At 64.6% G+C, this 17,297-nt stretch carries 12 protein-coding genes; 9 read left to right on the top strand and 3 right to left on the bottom strand.

What is annotated here, in order from left to right; translation table 11 throughout:
- Nucleotides 1-57 precede the first annotated feature (57 nt).
- Both purN and purM read right to left on the bottom strand, forming a co-directional pair.
- The gene (purN, locus tag J1C48_RS07080; RefSeq protein WP_207257102.1) at nucleotides 58-768 is read right to left on the bottom strand and encodes a phosphoribosylglycinamide formyltransferase; all 711 of its coding nucleotides are present in this window, start codon (nucleotides 766-768) and stop codon (nucleotides 58-60) included.
- A complete protein-coding gene (gene purM, locus J1C48_RS07085; RefSeq protein WP_207257105.1) occupies nucleotides 768-1,835 on the bottom strand; it encodes a phosphoribosylformylglycinamidine cyclo-ligase in 1,068 nt (355 codons plus the stop codon). The genes purN and purM overlap by 1 nt, the downstream gene beginning before the upstream one ends.
- A gap of 198 nt (nucleotides 1,836-2,033) precedes the next feature.
- Between purM and J1C48_RS07090 the strand changes: the two genes are divergently transcribed.
- From J1C48_RS07090 to J1C48_RS07130, 9 genes are all read left to right on the top strand, one after another.
- Complete coding sequence (locus J1C48_RS07090; RefSeq protein WP_207257107.1) at nucleotides 2,034-2,600, top strand: CDP-alcohol phosphatidyltransferase family protein; 567 nt, start codon at nucleotides 2,034-2,036, stop codon at nucleotides 2,598-2,600.
- Nucleotides 2,597-3,760, top strand: a complete 1,164-nt coding sequence (locus J1C48_RS07095; RefSeq protein ID WP_207257110.1) for an AI-2E family transporter — start codon at nucleotides 2,597-2,599, stop codon at nucleotides 3,758-3,760. The genes J1C48_RS07090 and J1C48_RS07095 overlap by 4 nt, the downstream gene beginning before the upstream one ends.
- Nucleotides 3,761-3,768: 8 nt before the next feature.
- Entirely contained in the window at nucleotides 3,769-4,449 is a 681-nt protein-coding gene (locus tag J1C48_RS07100) for an HdaA/DnaA family protein (protein ID WP_207257112.1), read from the top strand.
- Between the two features lie 548 nt (nucleotides 4,450-4,997).
- Nucleotides 4,998-7,238, top strand: a complete 2,241-nt coding sequence (locus J1C48_RS07105; protein ID WP_207257116.1) for an RNA degradosome polyphosphate kinase — start codon at nucleotides 4,998-5,000, stop codon at nucleotides 7,236-7,238.
- 31 nt (nucleotides 7,239-7,269) lie between these two features.
- A complete protein-coding gene (locus J1C48_RS07110) occupies nucleotides 7,270-8,745 on the top strand; it encodes a Ppx/GppA family phosphatase (protein WP_231081633.1) in 1,476 nt (491 codons plus the stop codon).
- Nucleotides 8,746-9,132: 387 nt separating this feature from the next.
- Entirely contained in the window at nucleotides 9,133-10,944 is a 1,812-nt protein-coding gene (locus J1C48_RS07115) for a chloride channel protein (protein WP_207257118.1), read from the top strand.
- Between the two features lie 364 nt (nucleotides 10,945-11,308).
- Entirely contained in the window at nucleotides 11,309-12,484 is a 1,176-nt protein-coding gene (locus J1C48_RS07120; RefSeq protein ID WP_207257119.1) for a phosphoserine transaminase, read from the top strand.
- A gap of 303 nt (nucleotides 12,485-12,787) precedes the next feature.
- A complete protein-coding gene (serA, locus tag J1C48_RS07125; protein ID WP_207257120.1) occupies nucleotides 12,788-14,395 on the top strand; it encodes a phosphoglycerate dehydrogenase in 1,608 nt (535 codons plus the stop codon).
- A 226-nt stretch (nucleotides 14,396-14,621) separates the two neighbouring features.
- Nucleotides 14,622-15,287 carry a GNAT family N-acetyltransferase gene (locus J1C48_RS07130; RefSeq protein WP_207257167.1) on the top strand — a complete coding sequence of 222 codons (666 nt, stop codon included), beginning with the start codon at nucleotides 14,622-14,624 and terminating at the stop codon, nucleotides 15,285-15,287.
- Between the two features lie 42 nt (nucleotides 15,288-15,329).
- On the opposite strand, the gene ptsP is transcribed toward J1C48_RS07130, so the two are convergent.
- The gene (ptsP, locus tag J1C48_RS07135; protein ID WP_210345340.1) at nucleotides 15,330-17,288 is read right to left on the bottom strand and encodes a phosphoenolpyruvate--protein phosphotransferase; all 1,959 of its coding nucleotides are present in this window, start codon (nucleotides 17,286-17,288) and stop codon (nucleotides 15,330-15,332) included.
- Nucleotides 17,289-17,297 lie beyond the last annotated feature (9 nt).

A 17,297-nucleotide genomic window follows, 5' to 3' on the forward strand; every position in this document is an offset into this window, starting at 1 on the left:
GTCTGCCCGTGTCGTCTCTTCGCGCGGGCCAAAAGCCCGCAGCGGGCTTGGCGGCAGTCAGCTGTGGCGGGCGTCCGGGCTGACCAGAATCTGCGGCGATGCCCCGGCATGGACAATGTCGGCATCGGCCCTCTCGGCCGATTCGGGATTGCGCAAAACAGCCGCCGTGCCGTTGACCATCCGCACCTGGGCGGTGAGCACCAGCCGCAGCGCATGCGGATAAAGCCGGTGCTCGGCCCTCAACAGCCGATCGGCGAGGCTGTCGGCGGTGTCGCCCGGCTCGATCGGGATCGCCGCCTGAGCGATGATCGGCCCCTCGTCCATCCGCTCGGTGACGTAATGGACGGTGCAGCCATGAATGCGCATGCCGGCGGCCAGCGCCCGGGCATGGGTGTCGAGCCCAGGAAACAGCGGCAGCAGCGAGGGGTGAATGTTGATCATCCGCCCCTCGAAGCGGCGCACGAAATCGGCCGAAAGCAGGCGCATATAGCCGGCGAGGCAGATGATGTCCGGCTTGACCCGGTCGAGTTCTGCCAGCACCGCCTGTTCATGGGCTTGGCGATCGGCATAGGCCTTTTGGTCAACGGCGATCGCCTCGATCTCATAGCGTTTCGCCGTCTCCAGGCCTTTCGCATTCGGCCGGTTGGAGATCACCGCTTTGACCTCGCCGGGAAAGCTCGGATCCATGCAGGCGGCGATGATCGCGCTCATATTCGAGCCGCGGCCGGAGATTAAGATGGCGATGCGCTTGCGCGAGACCTTGCTCATCAGAACGCCAAGTCGCTGGTGAAGGTCACGCCCTCGCCATGACGGGGCTGGATCTGGCCGATGACGGTGACGGTTTCGCCCGCCTCCTGCAGCAGCGCCGAGGCCGTGGCCGCGTCGGCCTGCGAGACGACGACGATCATGCCCACACCGCAATTGAAGGTGCGCAGCATCTCGTCCGTCGCGACACCGCCGACCGCCCGCAGCCAGGAAAACACCGGCTGCGGTTTGAAGGCCGTAAGATCGATCTCGGCGGAAAGATGATCGGGCAACACGCGGGGAATGTTGTCGACGAAGCCGCCGCCGGTGATATGGGCGAGGGCCTTGATCCCGGCCCCGCCGCGAATCGCTGAGAGCAGCGATTGGACGTAGATCCGGGTCGGCTCGAGCAGCACCGTGCCGAGGCTGCGGGTGTTGTCGAAGGGGACGGGATCGCTGTAGCCAAGACCGCTGCGTTCGACGATGCGCCGCACCAGCGAATAGCCGTTGGAATGGACACCCGAGGAGGCAAGGCCGAGGATAACGTCGCCGGCGACAAGCGCTTCGGTTTGCGGCAACAGCGTGCCGCGCTCGGCGGCGCCGACGGCAAAGCCCGCGAGATCGTAGTCGCCTTCGGCATAAAGCCCCGGCATTTCGGCGGTCTCACCGCCGAGCAGGGCGCAGCCGGCGAGGCGGCAGCCAGCCGCGATACCCTTGACGATCGCCGCGCCCTCGTCGGGCTTCAGATGGCCGGTGGCATAATAGTCGAGAAAGAACAGCGGCTCGGCGCCTTGCACGACGAGATCGTTGACACACATGGCCACGAGATCGATGCCGACGGTGTCGTGCAGGCCGGCGTCGATCGCGACTTTCAGCTTGGTGCCGACGCCGTCATTGGCGGCAACGAGGATCGGATCGGAAAACCCGGCGGCTTTCAGGTCGAACAGCCCGCCGAAACCTCCGATCTCGCCGTCGGCGCCCTTGCGCAGGGTCGAGCGCACATGCGGCTTGATCAGGCGCACCATTTCATTGCCCGCGTCGATGTCGACGCCGGCGCCGCGATAGGTCAATGGGTCTCGATCGTCAGTCATGTGGTGCCGTGCTCCGTTCCTCGCTGGAGTTGACATGATCGGCGAGCGCGGGCAAGTGCCGCCGATGGCAAAGCGTATCGCAAGCGCGGTCGATCGGGTGCCGACCGATGCGGATGCGCCCGCCGCCGGACGGTCGGGCGCGTGGTCGATGGGCGCTTTGAGCGGTGGCCGGAAGGCTGTCCGCCGGAGCGGCCGGCGATGACGATCCCCAATCTGATCTCGATTGGCCGTCTTCTCGCCGTGCCGGTGATGGTCTGGGCGCTGATCGACGGGCGCTGGGGGATTGCCTTCATCACCTTCGTCGTCGCCGGCATCTCCGATGCGATCGACGGGGCGATCGCCCGCCACTTCAATCAGCAATCGACCCTCGGGCTGTATCTCGATCCGATCGCCGATAAGGCGCTGTTGTCGACGGTCTTCATTGGCCTCGGTCTGCTCGGCCGCTTGCCCGACTGGCTGGTGATCGCCGTGGTCAGCCGCGACGTCTTGATCGTTGCCGCGGTCATGCTCAGCTCGATCATGGGCCTGCCGATGACGGTGCGCCCGCTGTTCATCTCGAAAGCCAATACCGCGGCGCAAATCGTCTTGGCGGCGAGCGTGCTCGGCGAATCGGCGCTCGGCGTCCGGCTCGGCGGCATCAGCGAGCTGATGGTCGGGCTGACCCTCGTCTTGACCATCGCATCAGCAGCCGCCTATCTGATCGACTGGCTACGGCACATGGCCTCGCCCGACGAGCCGGACCCCGGAGAGAGCGACCGCCCATGACCGATCGAAGCGTGCTGATCCGCCGGCAGATAATGTTCTGGAGCATCGCGGCCCTCGTGGCCGTGCTGCTCCTGTGGCTGTTCTCCTCGATCCTGCTGCCGTTCGTGCTTGGCATGGTGATCGCCTATTTCCTCGACCCGGTGGCCGATTGGCTTGAGCGGCGGGGCCTGTCCCGCCTGGTCGCGACCGTGGTCATTCTCGGCCTGTTCGCCGTCGTCTTTATCGCGGTGATCGGCATCCTCGTGCCGGTGATCGTCAATCAGGTCGGCGGACTGACCCAGCGCATTCCCGATTATGTCGATCGCTTCCAGGGCCTGCTCGGGGCTTTGCGCAGCAGTTCGATCGGCTGGCTCTTGCCGCAGGGCGAGGCCAATCTGAAGCAGGATCTCGCCAAGCTGGTGAGCGAGGGCTCGGGCATCATCACCTCCTTCATCGGCTCGCTCTGGTCGTCATCCCTGGCGGTGATGAACTTCGTTTCCCTGTTCGTGGTGACCCCGGTCGTCGCCTTCTACATGCTGCTTGATTGGGACCGGATGGTCGCCAAGATCGATGACTGGATCCCGCGCCAGCATATCGACACCGTGCGCCGGCTGGCGCGCGACATCGACCGCTCGGTTGCCGGCTTTTTGCGCGGGCAGGGCAGTGTCTGTCTCATCCTCGGCACCTTTTACGGTCTCGGCCTGACGGTGGTCGGCCTGAATTTCGGCCTGCTCATCGGCCTGTTCGCCGGGTTGATCTCTTTCATCCCCTATGTCGGTTCGATCACCGGTCTGCTCCTGTCGATCGGCGTCGCGCTGGTGCAGTTCTGGCCCGATTGGCCATGGATCGTCGCGGTGGCGGCGGTGTTCTTCATTGGCCAGTTTTTTGAGGGCAACATTCTGCAGCCCAAGCTCGTCGGCGCCTCGGTGGGGCTGCATCCCGTCTGGCTGATGTTCGCGTTGCTCGCCTTTGGTGCGATGTTCGGCTTTGTCGGGCTGTTGATCGCGGTTCCCTCGGCGGCGGCGGTCGGCGTGCTGGTCCGTTTTGCGCTGACGCAGTATCTTCAGAGCGAGATGTATTACGGGCGCGAGCCGCCGGCGCAGGACCGCACCGCGATCGCACCGGATGCGGCGGCGGCCTTGCCGGCGGCAGCGCGGCCCCGCATCGATTCGCCGGTCTGAGGTTGCCCATGGCCCGGCAGTTGCCGCTCGAGCTTCCCCACCATCCCTCGCTTGCCCGCGACGATCTGGTGGTCTCGGCGGCCAATCGCTTGGTGGTCGACGCGATCGACGCCTGGCCGGACTGGCCGCATCCGGTGCTTCTGGTCTCGGGGCCACCGGGTTCCGGCAAGAGTCATCTCGCTTGCGTCTGGGCCGGCGAGGCCGGGGCGGTAACCGCCGATCGGGACACTGTCGGCGAGATCATCGCAATGCGGGATTTCCGTGTTGTTGTGGACGATGTCGATGCCGGCAAGCTTGACGAGCCGACGCTGTTTTCGCTCGTCAATGCTGCGCGCCTCGGTGGCGGCTCGGTGTTCTTGACCAGCCGTAGCCTCCCATCCGCAATGACCGTTGCGATGCCGGATCTGCGCTCCCGCCTGGCGGCCGCCACCGCGGTTTTGCTCGGCGCGCCGGATGACTCCCTGTTGACCGGGGTGCTTGCCAAACTGTTCGCCGATCGGCAGCTCGAAGTGGAGCCCGGGGCGCTGCGTTATCTGGTCGAACGAATGGAGCGTTCGCTCGATGCGGCTCGCCGTATCGTCGCAGCGGTCGACAGGGAAGCGCTCGCGGTCAAGGGGCGTGTGACGCGCCCGTTGTTGCGCCGGGTCTTGGAAGAGGGCACAGACGAAAATAGTTGGCATTTGCGGTGATTGCGTCATGTCATGAAGACGTGATGCGCCGACGTTAGCGACGGGCGTTCGAATCGACGCGCAAAGGACGCGCTGACTTTTTGATTTTTTAGCATCGTGCCTTGCCGAACGATGATTTTCGGGCCGATGTTTCAGGCGAGACGGCGATCGAAAGGGATGAAGTGATGACCGATGCGAACGAGGGAAAGGGTTCCGGCGCCGATCAAGAGATCTGGTCCGACGGTACCGCATCCTCGGGCGTTGGAGCGCCGAAGGGTCGGGCGAGGAAACCTGCAGGCCCGTCGGGCGATGCAGGTGAGGCGGCCGGCACCGCCGCGGGCGCCGACGGGATGACTCGGACGCCCCGCCGCACACGCCAGGTCGCCGCAACTGCCGTTCCGCGTCGCCGTGCGAAGCGAGCACCGGCGCAGCGGCCCAAATCTGCCGGAACGAAGGGGGACGCCGCAGCAGCGCATGTTGAACCCGTAGCCGCAAAGGCCAAGCCTACGCGGGCCGTGAAAGCGGCGAGAGCAAAGCCCGAGCCGGCAGCCGTGACGGTGGCCCCTGAGATGAGCGAGGAAGCCGCAGCGCTGGTGTCTGAAGCGGCCATGATCCTCGCCGACGTTCCGTCACCCGGAGAGCCACCGGCGCGGTCGGCCATCGAGGTCGACGCCGAACTCCCCGCCGATCGTTACATCAATCGCGAACTTTCGTGGCTGCAGTTCAATCGCCGGGTTCTGGAAGAATCGCAAAACCTCGAGCATCCGTTGCTCGAAAGGGTCCGCTTCCTGTCCATCTCCGCCGACAATCTCGACGAGTTTTTCATGGTGCGCGTCGCAGGTCTGGCCGGCCAGGTCCGCGAAAAATTGCCGGTGCGTTCGATCGACGGACTGACGCCGCAGGAGCAGCTCGAGCAGATTCTCGAAGAGGTCAGCCGGCTGCAGAGCGAGCAGCAGGCATCGCTCGCCGAAATGATGAAGGCGCTGCGGGCGGAAAAGATCATGATCGTCGGCGCCGGCGAGTTGAAAGGTGCCGATCGGGCCTGGCTGCAGAAGGTGTTCGAAGAGCGCGTCTTCCCGGTGCTGACGCCACTTTCGATCGATCCGGCCCATCCGTTTCCCTTCATCCCCAATCTCGGCTTCTCGATCGCGCTGTCGCTGGTGCGCGAGCGTGATTCGAACAAAATGAACGCCCTGTTGCGTCTGCCGGTGGCACTGCCGCGCTTTATTGAGATGCCGCTGCGCGACGACGGTCTGGCGCGATTTGTGCCGATCGAGAGCGTCGTCGCCGCCTTCATCGCCAAGCTTTTCCCCGGCTACCGGGTGAAGGGGTCGGGCACTTTCCGCATCATCCGCGACTCCGACATCGAGGTCGAGGAAGAGGCCGAGGATCTGGTGCGGCACTTCGAAAGCGCATTGAAGCGGCGCCGGCGCGGCTCGGTGATCCGCATCGAGTTCGATTCGGTGATGCCGGAGAGCCTGCGCAATTTCGTCGCCGCCGAGCTTGAGGTGCCCGAATCACGGATCTCCGTGATGGACGGTATGCTCGCCCTCGATTCCTTGTCGCAGCTTTGCAAGCTGGCGCGCGACGATTTGAAGTTCACGCCTTACATTCCGCGCTTTCCGGAGCGTATCCGCGAGCACAACGGCGATTGCTTCGCGGCGATCCGGGAGAAGGACATCGTCGTCCATCACCCGTATGAATCCTTCGACGTCGTGGTGCAGTTCGTCCGTCAGGCCGCCGCCGATCCGAATGTCATCGCCATCAAGCAGACGCTTTATCGCACGTCGAACGACTCGCCGATCGTGCGCGCGCTGATCGATGCCGCCGAAGCCGGCAAATCGGTGACGGCGTTGATCGAGCTGAAGGCCCGCTTCGACGAGGAGGCCAATATCCGCTGGGCCCGCGACATGGAACGGGCAGGGGTGCAGGTGGTCTTCGGCTTTATCGAGAAGAAGACCCATGCCAAGCTGTCGCTGGTGGTGCGGCGGGAAGAGGGCCGGCTGGTCAGCTTCTGCCACATCGGCACCGGCAACTATCACCCGATCACCGCCAAGATCTACACGGACCTGTCCTATTTCACCACCGATCCGGACATCGCCCACGACGTCAGCCTGGTCTTCAACTACATCACCGGCTATGCCGAGCCGTCGGACGTCCACAAGCTCGCGGTCTCACCGGTGACGATGCGGTCAAAGATCATCGGCCATATCGAGGACGAGATCGCCCATGTGCGGGCTGGTCGTCCCGGCCAGATCTGGATGAAAATGAATTCGCTCGTCGACGGCAAAGTGATCGACGCGCTCTACCGGGCGAGCCGGGCGGGCGTCGAGATCGATCTCGTGGTGCGCGGCATTTGCTGCCTGAAGCCTCGCGTTCCGGGGCTTTCGGACAATATCCGGGTCAAATCGATCGTTGGTCGCTTTCTCGAGCACAGCCGCATTTTCTGCTTCGGCAACGGCCAGGGCCTGCCGTCCGAACAGGCGATCGTCTATGTCGGCTCGGCCGATATGATGCCGCGCAATCTCGATCGGCGGGTGGAAGTGCTGGTGCCTTTGACCAATGCGACGGTGCATAGCCAGGTGTTGTCGCAGATCATGCTTGGCAATATCCTTGACAATCAGCAGAGTTGGTCGGTAGCCGCGGACGGGGCGTCGCGCCATATCGTACCCTCGTCGGGCGAACAGCCCTTCAACGCCCAACGCTACTTCATGACCAACCCGAGTCTTTCGGGTCGCGGCAAAGCGCTGAAGACGGATGCTCCAAGACTCATTGCAAGGCAAAAGGCCGAACACGGCCGCTTCGACTGACCCCACCGCCTTCGGTCGCTTGCCCGGCTTGATGCCGGTCGCCGTGATCGATATCGGATCGAACTCCGTTCGCCTCGTCATCTATGAGGGGCTGGCGCGGTCGCTGACGGTGCTGTTCAACGAAAAGGTCTTGAGCGGTCTCGGCAAGGGCCTGACGCAGACCAACCGCCTCGACAATCAGGCGGTCGAAAGCGCTTTGTCGGCCCTTCGCCGCTTCAAGATCCTGGTCGAGCAGGCCGGGGTGGCGCAGCTCTATCCGATCGCCACAGCGGCCGCGCGCGAGGCCCAGAACGGATCGGATTTCGTCGCGGCGGCCGAGGCGATCCTCGACCAACCGATCATCATCTTGTCCGGCGCGGACGAGGCCCGGGGCGCCGCCCATGGAGTTCTGGCCGGTTTCCATCAGCCCGATGGCATCGTCGGCGATCTCGGCGGCGGCAGCCTCGAGCTGATCGACGTGACGCCGGCTGGCCTTGGCGAGGGCATGACGACACCGCTCGGCGGGCTTCGCCTGCGCGATCTGTCCGGCGGTGATCTTGTCAAAGCCCAATCGATCGCCGACAGCCACGTTTCGGCCTCGCCGCTGGCCGGTCGAGGCCAGGGGCGGGCCTTCTTCGCCGTCGGCGGCACCTGGCGCAATCTCGCCAAGTTGCACATGGAACAGCAGACCTATCCGCTGCATGTCATGCACGCCTACGAAATTCCGGCGGCTAGCTTTGACGCCTTCCTCGATGTCGTGGTCAAATCCGATCCCGACAAGCTGGCCGGAATCGACGCCGTCTCGAAGTCGCGCCGCGCCTTGTTGGCTTATGGCGCGGTGTCGATGCGCAGCGTTCTGCGTTTCGTCAAACCGCAGAAGATCGTTCTGTCGGCGCTGGGCGTGCGGGAGGGATTCCTCTATGAGCAGCTCTCGGACGAGGAAAAGGCCAAGGATCCGCTGATCGAAGCGGCGCGCGAACTGGCGATCCTGCGTTCGCGCTCGCCCGCCCACGCCCGGGAACTGGTCGACTGGGTGGGGCGTAGCTTCGAAGCGCTCGGCATCGATGAAACGCCGGAAGAGGAGCGGCTGCGGATCGCCGCCTGCCTGCTCGCCGATATCGGCTGGCGCGCCCATCCCGACTACCGCGGCAAGCAGGCGCTGTCGATCATCGCCCATGCGGCGATGCCGGCGGTGGATCATCGCGGCCGGGCGTTTCTGGGGCTTGCCAATTTTTACCGCCATGAAGGCAGCCTCGAACAGCAGCACATTCCGGAGCTCGAAAGTCTCGCCGGCGACCGTCTGCTGAAGCGGGCGCAGATCCTCGCTTCGCTGTTCCGAGTGACCTATCTTTTGACCGCGTCGATGCCCGGCATTCTCGACCAGTTCAAATGGGCGCAGGATCCGCGCGGCGGCTTCACGTTGGTGTTGCCGGCCCATCTCGCCGATCTCGTCGGCGAGCGGCCGGACGGGCGGCTGCAGCAATTTGCCAAGATCGTCGGCAAGTCCTTGCGGATCGAAGCGCGCTGAACGGCGAATCAGACCCGCCAGCGGTCTTCGGCGAGCGAAGGGCGCTGGCGATAAGGGCGATCCGGTTCACGCCGCAAAAGACGGTTCCGACAGCCTGCCGCCTTCTCTCACTTTCCGCCATGTGCGGTCACCCGGCCTGTGATCGTGCCGGAAAATCAACGGATGTCATCTTGCCGCATTCGATCGTTCGTCGACCACCCCTGTGATCTCGGACGGGTCCGGTGAGCGCACGGCCTCGAGGAGGCTCGTCGACCCGCCAGCCTTGAGGGCGCCGGAAAAATGTCACCGAAGAGCCATTTTTTGCGATTTCACCCTTCCGCTCGGCGACCAATGATGAAATAGAAGGGCCCTCCCGAAAGCCATTCCAGCAAAAGTTTGTCAGTTCCCATGTCCGTCGCAAATCCGCCCGTCTCCGCCGCTGCGACCGTCGCATCGGAGGCGGTGGCGCCGCCGGAGCGGGAAGTCACCCTCAAGGTGATGCTTGTTCTCTCCCTGATCGTCGGTATCGTTGCGGGCCTGGGAGCGATCTTCTTCAAGTTCCTGATCGCCTTGATCTACAATTTCGCCTTTTACGGCGTTTTCAGCTTCCGGCTCGATCCCAATGCCTATGGCCCGCCGAGTTCTTTCGGCGCGGGCATCATCCTCATTCCGGTAATCGGTGGCCTGATCGTTGTCTGGTTGGTGCGCCAGTTCGCGCCGGAAGCCAAGGGCCACGGCGTGCCGGAAGTGATGTTCGCGATCTATCACCAGAACGGCAACATTCGCGGCGTCGTCGCGGCGGTGAAGTCGCTGGCTTCGGCGATTTCGATCGGCACCGGCGCTTCGGTCGGCCGCGAGGGGCCGATCATTCAGATCGGCTCATCCTTCGGTTCGACCTTCGCCCGCATGCTGCGGCTGGTGCAGCACCAGAAGATCACGCTGCTTTCGGCCGGCGCCGGCGCCGGCATCGCGGCGACCTTCAACACCCCGCTCGGCGGCGTGCTGTTTGCTTCGGAAGTCCTGCTCCCGGAGGTTTCTGCCCGCACCTTCCTGCCGGTGGTGGTGGCGACCGCCACCTCGACCTACGTCTATCGCGCGGTGATGGGCGTTGAATCGGCCTTCCTCGTGCCCTTCGACGGTCTGGCCCAGGGCCACCTCGTCAACGGCGCCGAACTCCTGGTCGCGGCGTTGCTCGGCGTCCTGATGGGCCTGGCCTCCTGGCTCTTCATCAAGCTGCTCGCCAAGGCCGAGGACGTGTTCGAGGAATCGGGCATCAATCCGTATCTGCAGAACATCATCGGCATGTTCGCCGTGGGCCTGCTCGGCTACGCCTTCATGCTCTTCACCGGCCATTACCATGTCTACAGCGTCGGCTACTCGACTATTCAGGACGTCCTGAACGGCGGCATGACCACCGCTTGGCTGCTGCTCATCCTGTTCGCCGGCAAGCTGATCGCCACCTGCCTCAGCCTCGGCTCCGGCGCTTCGGGCGGCATCTTCTCGCCGAGTCTGTTCATGGGCGCGACGCTGGGCGGCGCGGTCGGGCTGTTCGGCGAGGCGTTGCTGCCGGGTTCGGGCATCTCGCCCCAGACCTTCGCGATCATCGGCATGGGCTCGATGGTCGGCGGTGCCACCTCGGCGGCGATGACGGCGATCGTCATGATCTTCGAGATGACCCGCGACTACGAGATCATCCTGCCGCTGGTCATTTCCGTGGCGATCGCGATCGGTGTCCGGCGCGCGCTGACCACCGCCGACATCTATACGATCAAGCTGCGCCATCGCGGCAAGCCGATCCCGACGGACCGCACCACCAACATGTTCCTGGTGCGCCAGGCGAGCGAGGTCATGTACAAGGACTTCGTCGTCCTGCCGGGCTCCATGACGGTGACCGAGGCGCTGAAGCAGGTCGAGGTGCACAAGACCCGCGTGGTCACCACCGACGGCACGCGAATCACCGGGTACGTTCGTTTCGGCACGATCCCCTATCAGGCCGATCGCTTCGCCCGGCAGACGCTTGCCGACATCGCCTCCAGCGAGTTCATCATCGCCACCAACGCCAACAACCTCAACACGGTCGTGACCCGGATGAACCGGCGCAACCGCACCTACGCCATCGTGGTGCGTGAAGCCCGAGGCCTGCCCCGGCCGGAGGATATCGTCGGCATCATCGGTCGCGAGGAGATCGCCAACGCGCTGGTGCGCAACCACTACGGTTGAGGCGAGAGCGTCACGCGGCCCGGCGCGCGGCTGCGACGGACGATCGCGATCTGAAAAAATCGACAGGCCCGCATTCGGCATCGGATGTGGGCCTGTCGTCATTTGGCGGGAATGATCAAGCCGTTGAGGGCATGATCGATTTCGTCGCCTTGCGGCAGACGTTGAGGGTTCGCATCCGGCATGGGCCGGCCGATGCGTCGATTCAAAGGGTGAGAGCGACCTGTCTGCGTCCGATCGGACGCCCGGCGCTCGAAGGCCGTCTGCCACGAAAATGTCGCTTGACGGGGAAGGGCGACAGGAGTAGCGCCGTGAGCGGGACACCTCTCCCCAACGAGAGGCGCCTATCTGAAAGGGTAGCTACAAGATGGCACAGATCTCCAAGCCGGACATGCGTCCGGCAAATCCCCGTTTCTCGTCTGGACCCTGCGCGAAGCGACCTGGTTGGTCGCTGGAAGCGCTCGCCGATGCCGCGCTTGGGCGCTCGCATCGCGCTAAGATCGGCAAGTCCAAGCTTGCCCAGGCGATCGACGAAACCCGCGAAATCCTCTCCGTTCCGGCGGACTATCGCATCGGCATCGTTCCCGCCTCCGACACCGGCGCCGTCGAGATGGCGATGTGGTCGATGCTCGGCGCCCGCGGCGTCGACATGGTGGCCTGGGAATCCTTCGGCGCCGGTTGGGTGACCGATGCAATCAAACAGCTCAAGCTCGACGACGTGCGCAAGTTCGAGGCGGCCTATGGTGAAATCGTCGATTTCGCCGACGTCGATTTCGACCGCGACGTGGTCTTCACCTGGAATGGCACCACCTCCGGTGTGAAGATGCCGAATGGCGACGTCATTCCCGCCGACCGTCAGGGCCTGACGATTTGCGACGCGACCTCGGCGGCCTTCGCCCAGGATCTCCCCTTCGACAAGCTCGATGTCGTCACCTTCTCCTGGCAGAAGGTGATGGGCGGCGAGGCGTCGCACGGCATGCTGATCCTCAGCCCACGCGCTGTCGAACGGCTGGAGAGCTACACCCCCGATCGGCCGCTGCCCAAGATCTTCCGCATGACCAAGGGCGGCAAGCTGATCGAAGGCATCTTTAAGGGCGAGACGATCAACACGCCGTCGATGCTGTGCGTCGAGGACTATCTCGACGCGATGGCTTGGGCCAAAAAGATCGGCGGCTTCGAAGCGCTGAAGGCGCGCGCCGATGCCAATCTCGCGGTGATCGAGAAGTTCGTCGCCGAGAACGACTGGATCGATTTCCTCGCCAAGCGCCCGGAGATCCGCTCCAACACTTCGGTCTGCCTGACCTTCTGCGATCCGGACCTGACGGCAGAGTCCGAGGACGCGCAGAATGCGTTTGCCAAGGGCGTTGCCGCGCTGCTCGAGAAGGAGGGCGTCGCCCTCGATATCGGGGCCTATCGCGATGCGCCGGCCGGTCTTCGCATCTGGTGCGGGGCGACCGTCGAAGCGGCCGATCTCGAAGCGCTGATGCCTTGGCTGGCTTACGCCTATCACGAGCAGAAAGCCGCGCTGAAGCAGGCCGCTTAAGGACGCTCGGCGTCGCCCTTCGTCCTCATCTTGAGGGGCCGCGATTGGCGGCCCGGGCGGACAAGGACCAAGGGCGTCGCCCGCTCCAACGCTTGATCGTCCCGGCCTGGGGCCGGGATCCGCAGCAATCGTCGCACCGTTTCCGATCGCGCCAAGGCGGCTCTTCGTGAACCTGCCGGCCGGAAGGCCAAGGCATCGGTCCCGGCTTCAGGCCGGACTGACGACCGGAGAAGGCGGCACAAGATTTTTGTGCGACGGGCAGCCGACCGCGCCGCGTCGCAATCGCTCCAAAGGACCTCTCTGATGGCACCTCGCGTTCTCGTTTCCGACAAGCTGTCGGCCACCGCCGTGCAAATCTTCAAGGATCGCGGCATCGACGTCGATTTCCAGCCGGATCTCGGCAAGGACAAGGACAAGCTCCTTGAAGTCATTGGCAATTACGATGGCCTCGCCATCCGCTCGGCCACCAAGGCCACCGAAAAGCTGATCGAGGCGGCGACCAATCTCAAGGTCATCGGCCGCGCCGGTATCGGCGTCGACAACGTCGACATTCCGGCGGCCAGCCGCAAGGGCATCATCGTGATGAACACGCCCTTCGGCAATTCGATCACCACCGCCGAACACGCCATCGCGCTGATGTTCGCCGTCGCCCGTGAGCTGCCTGCCGCCGACGCCTCGACCCAGGCCGGCAAGTGGGAAAAGAACCGCTTCATGGGGGTCGAGATCACCGGCAAGACCCTCGGCGTGATCGGCTGCGGCAATATCGGCTCGATCGTCGCCTCGCGCGGCGTCGGCCTGAAAATGCGCGTCGTTGCCTTCGATCCGTTCCTGTCGGCCGAACGCGCCGCCCAGCTCGGTATTGAGAAGGTTGAGCTCGACGAGCTTTTGAAGCGCGCTGACTTCATCACCTTGCACACGCCGATGACCGACAAGACCCGCGGCATCATCAACGCGGCGGCGATCGCCAAGATGAAGGACGGCGTGCGCATCATCAACTGCGCTCGTGGCGGCCTCGTCGTCGAAGCCGATCTCGCCGAAGCGTTGAAAAGCGGCAAGGTCGCCGGCGCCGGCGTCGACGTGTTCGAGACCGAGCCGGCCAAGGAATCGCCGCTGTTCGGTCTTGCCAACGTCGTCTGCACGCCGCATCTCGGCGCCTCGACCTCGGAAGCCCAGGAGAACGTCGCGCTGCAGGTCGCCGAGCAGATGTCGGACTACCTCCTGCGCGGCGCGGTCTCCAACGCCATCAACATGCCGTCGATCACCGCCGAAGAGGCGCCGATCCTGACGCCCTTCGTCAAGCTCGCTGAATGCCTCGGCGCCTTTGTCGGCCAGGTGACCGAAGAGCCGATCAAGTCGGTCGAGATCGTCTATGACGGCACCGTCGCGACGATGAACACCAAGGCGCTGACCTCGGCGGCGCTCGCCGGGCTGATGAAGAGCCAGGTGGCGGATGTCAACATGGTTTCGGCGCCGGTGATGGCGAAGGAGCGCGGCATCCAGGTGACGGAATCGCGGCGCGACCAGTCGGGTGTGTTCGAGACCTATATCAAGCTCACGATCACCACCGAGAAACAGACCCGCGACGTTGCCGGCACCGTGTTCTCCGACGGCAAGCCGCGGTTTATCCAGATCAAGGGCATCAATCTCGACGCCGAAATCGGCCGCTACATGGTCTACACGACCAACAACGACGCGCCGGGCATCATCGGTCTGCTCGGCACCACTTTCGGTCAGGCTGGCGTCAACATCGCCAACTTCCAGCTCGGTCGCAACCGGCCGGGCGGTGATGCGATCGCGCTGCTTTACGTCGACTCGCCGGTGCCCGAAGCGGTGCTGGAGACGGTGCGCTCGCACAAGGAAATCGCCAGCGCCAAGTCTTTGGTCTTCGACGTCGCCGAAGTCACGGCCTGACGCGCCGCGCTGATCGGGAGCGCGGATCGGCACGGCCCGCCGTTGCGATCCGGGCTTCGCGAGCACAGATCCGTCCCTCCCAAGGACCGCCGAAGTGCTGGTGACCATCGTGTCACCGGCACTTTTTTGCGCGTGATCGTGTCGCACCTTGCCTGCTATCAATCGGCCAGAAAGCGACTTCGCCGCATCTTGGTCGGCGATGGCAGAGGGATGTTTTCAGATGGTGATGGCCCAGCCTGATTTCCGCCTTCCGGGAGGGCGCCCCGAGCGCAAACCTCTCGAGGGCCGCTATGCCCGGCTCGAACCGCTCGATCCGGATCGCCATGCGGCGGAATTATGGGCGGCCCTGGCCGGCCATGACGACCTCTATCGCTATCTGCCGGATATGCCACCGGCCAATGAAGCGCAGCTACGCCAGTGGGCCGAAACCGCGGCAGCGCCAGCCGATCCGCTGTTCTTCGCGGTCGTCGAGCCGGCGAGTGGCCGCGCCGTGGGGCGTCAGGCGCTGATGCGGATCACGCCGGAGCACGGCGTGGTCGAGATCGGCAGCGTGTTGTGGGGGCCCGGCATGGCCCGGAGCCGGATTGCCACCGAGGCGCTGTTTTTGATGGCGGCTTATGTGTTCGATGACCTTGGCTATCGCCGCTTCGAATGGAAGTGCAACGAACGCAACGGGCCCTCCAAGCGGGCGGCCGAGCGCTTTGGCTTCCGCTTTGAGGGGGTGTTTCGCCAGCACATGGTGGTCAAAGGTGAAAACCGCGACACAGCGTGGTTCTCGATGCTCGACCACGAATGGCCGCGGCTGAAGGCCGGCTTCGAAGCTTGGCTCGCGCCGGACAATTTCGACGATACCGGCGCTCAGCGTTCGACCTTGCGCTTCGATCCGAGCTGAGGCGCGCGCGACCGCGGCTTCAAAACGGTCGGCCGGCCCGGCTCAGCATTCGGTGACGCGCTTCTTGGCGCGGGGGATCGAGGCGGAACTCATCGACAATTCGCTGACGCCGTTCTCCAGGAAAAACGGGATCAGATCGAGTCGTGCCGCCGCCTCGCCGCAGACCCCAATCCAGATACCGGCATCGACCGCGGCCTTGGCGGCCTTGGCGATCGCCGCTTTCACCGCCGGATGTTCGGTGCGGTTGAGGTCGGCGACCTTCGGGTTCAGCCGGTCGGCGGCCATCACATATTGGGTGAGGTCGTTGGTGCCGATCGAGAAGAAGTCGACGCTCGCGGCAAGTTCGTCGGCGAGGAAGACGGCGGCCGGCGTCTCGATCATCACCCCCAGCTCATAGGCGCCCATCGGCACGGTTTCGGCGGCCAGCTCGTCGGCGCATTCGTCGAGCAGCGCGCGAACCTTGGCGACCTCGCTGGCATCGGCGATCATCGGCAACAGGATCTTCAGATTGCCGACGATCGAGGCTTTTAACAGCGCGCGCAGCTGTGGCTTGAAGATGTCGGTGCGCTCCAGGCACATGCGCACGCCGCGCCAGCCGAGAAACGGGTTGTCCTCATGCTCGAACTCGACGCCGGCAATCGGCTTGTCGCCGCCGATATCGAGTGTGCGGATCACCACCGGATGGGGCGCGAAGGCTTTTGCCAGCCTGGTATAGACCTCGGTCTGCTCCGCTTCGCTCGGCAGCACCTTGCGCTCCATGAACAGAAATTCGGTGCGAAACAGCCCGACGCCCATGGCACCGGCTTCGAGCGCCTTGTCAATCTCGGCGAGCGAGCCGAGATTGGCCGCAACCTCGATGCGGCGGCCGTCTTTGGTCGCCGGCTCGATGGTGCGATAGCTCGCGAGCGCGGCGCGTTCCTCGGCCTCGCGGGCGATCGCGGTGGAAAAGCGCTCCGCCGTCGCCGCATCGGGATCCAGCACGACATCGCCGCGGGCACCGTCGAGCGCGGCGGTTTTTGCCCCCTTCAGCGCCGCCTCGTTGAACGGTGCGCCCAGGACGGCGGGGATTGCATGGGCTCGCGCCATGATCGCGATGTGGGACGTCGCCGCGCCCTTGCGGCAAACGATGCCGGCGATGTTAGAGAGTTTCGCCTTGGCAAGATCCCAGGCGGTGATTTCGTCGGCGACGACGATCGCGCCGATAGGCATTTCGGCGAGCGTGACGTCCTTGCGGCCGATCAGCGTCAAGACAAGTTGGCGGGCGACGGAGCGCAGGTCCTCGGCTCTGGCGCGGATATAGGGATCCTCCATCGCCTCGAAGCTCGCCGAGAGCTCTTTGCCAACGGCGTCGACGGCCATCGCGGCATTTTGGCCGGAGCGGATCTTGGCTTCGACGCCGGCAGTAAAGTCGTCGTCGCGGGCGACGTCGATCAGCGCGTCGATGATGGCGGCATCGTCGGCTTTGACGCCGTCCCGCCTCTTGTTGGCGGCCAGCGCGCCGGTGGTTTCGTCGAGGGCCGTGCGATAGCGGGTTATCTCGGCCTCGATCCCGCCCGCGGCGACGGGCGCCGGATCGATGTCGAGGGCCGGCGGGAAGAAGGCGAAAACCGGGCCGAGCGCGGTGCCCTCGCTGGCGGCGATGCCGGAGGGGCGCTCGCCAGGGCCGCGGGCCGGCGCGGGCATCGCCGCGCGGCTGCTCGGCGACGTCGGCGCGCTTGTCATCGCTTTTAGATCGATATCGCCGGCGCCCGGCGTCTGCAGGAAGGTGACCAGAGCCGACAGCGCCTCGGCGGCGTCCTCGCCGTCGATGCGCAGTGTCGCTTCGTCATTTTCCTTCACGCCCAAAAGCATCAGCTTGACGGCGCTCTTGGCGCTGGCTTTGCGGCCGTTGCATTCGATTTCGATGTCGGACGCAAAGCTCTTGGCCAGCTTGACGAACTGCGTTGCGGGCCGGGCGTGCAGCCCCTCATGGACGCTGACGAGGACGCTTCGCTCGATCATGGTGGCAAG

The organism is Jiella flava (genome assembly GCF_017349315.1).
Taxonomy (GTDB): domain Bacteria; phylum Pseudomonadota; class Alphaproteobacteria; order Rhizobiales; family Rhizobiaceae; genus Jiella; species Jiella flava.

Coding starts and splice junctions, on each gene's coding strand:
- purN (WP_207257102.1), bottom strand. CDS start 768: ATGAGCAAGGTCTCGCGCAAGCGCATCGCCATCTTAATCTCCGGCCGC.
- purM (WP_207257105.1), bottom strand. CDS start 1,835: ATGACTGACGATCGAGACCCATTGACCTATCGCGGCGCCGGCGTCGAC.
- J1C48_RS07090 (WP_207257107.1), top strand. CDS start 2,034: ATGACGATCCCCAATCTGATCTCGATTGGCCGTCTTCTCGCCGTGCCG.
- J1C48_RS07095 (WP_207257110.1), top strand. CDS start 2,597: ATGACCGATCGAAGCGTGCTGATCCGCCGGCAGATAATGTTCTGGAGC.
- J1C48_RS07100 (WP_207257112.1), top strand. CDS start 3,769: ATGGCCCGGCAGTTGCCGCTCGAGCTTCCCCACCATCCCTCGCTTGCC.
- J1C48_RS07105 (WP_207257116.1), top strand. CDS start 4,998: ATGAGCGAGGAAGCCGCAGCGCTGGTGTCTGAAGCGGCCATGATCCTC.
- J1C48_RS07110 (WP_231081633.1), top strand. CDS start 7,270: ATGCCGGTCGCCGTGATCGATATCGGATCGAACTCCGTTCGCCTCGTC.
- J1C48_RS07115 (WP_207257118.1), top strand. CDS start 9,133: ATGTCCGTCGCAAATCCGCCCGTCTCCGCCGCTGCGACCGTCGCATCG.
- J1C48_RS07120 (WP_207257119.1), top strand. CDS start 11,309: ATGGCACAGATCTCCAAGCCGGACATGCGTCCGGCAAATCCCCGTTTC.
- serA (WP_207257120.1), top strand. CDS start 12,788: ATGGCACCTCGCGTTCTCGTTTCCGACAAGCTGTCGGCCACCGCCGTG.
- J1C48_RS07130 (WP_207257167.1), top strand. CDS start 14,622: ATGGCCCAGCCTGATTTCCGCCTTCCGGGAGGGCGCCCCGAGCGCAAA.
- ptsP (WP_210345340.1), bottom strand. CDS start 17,288: ATGATCGAGCGAAGCGTCCTCGTCAGCGTCCATGAGGGGCTGCACGCC.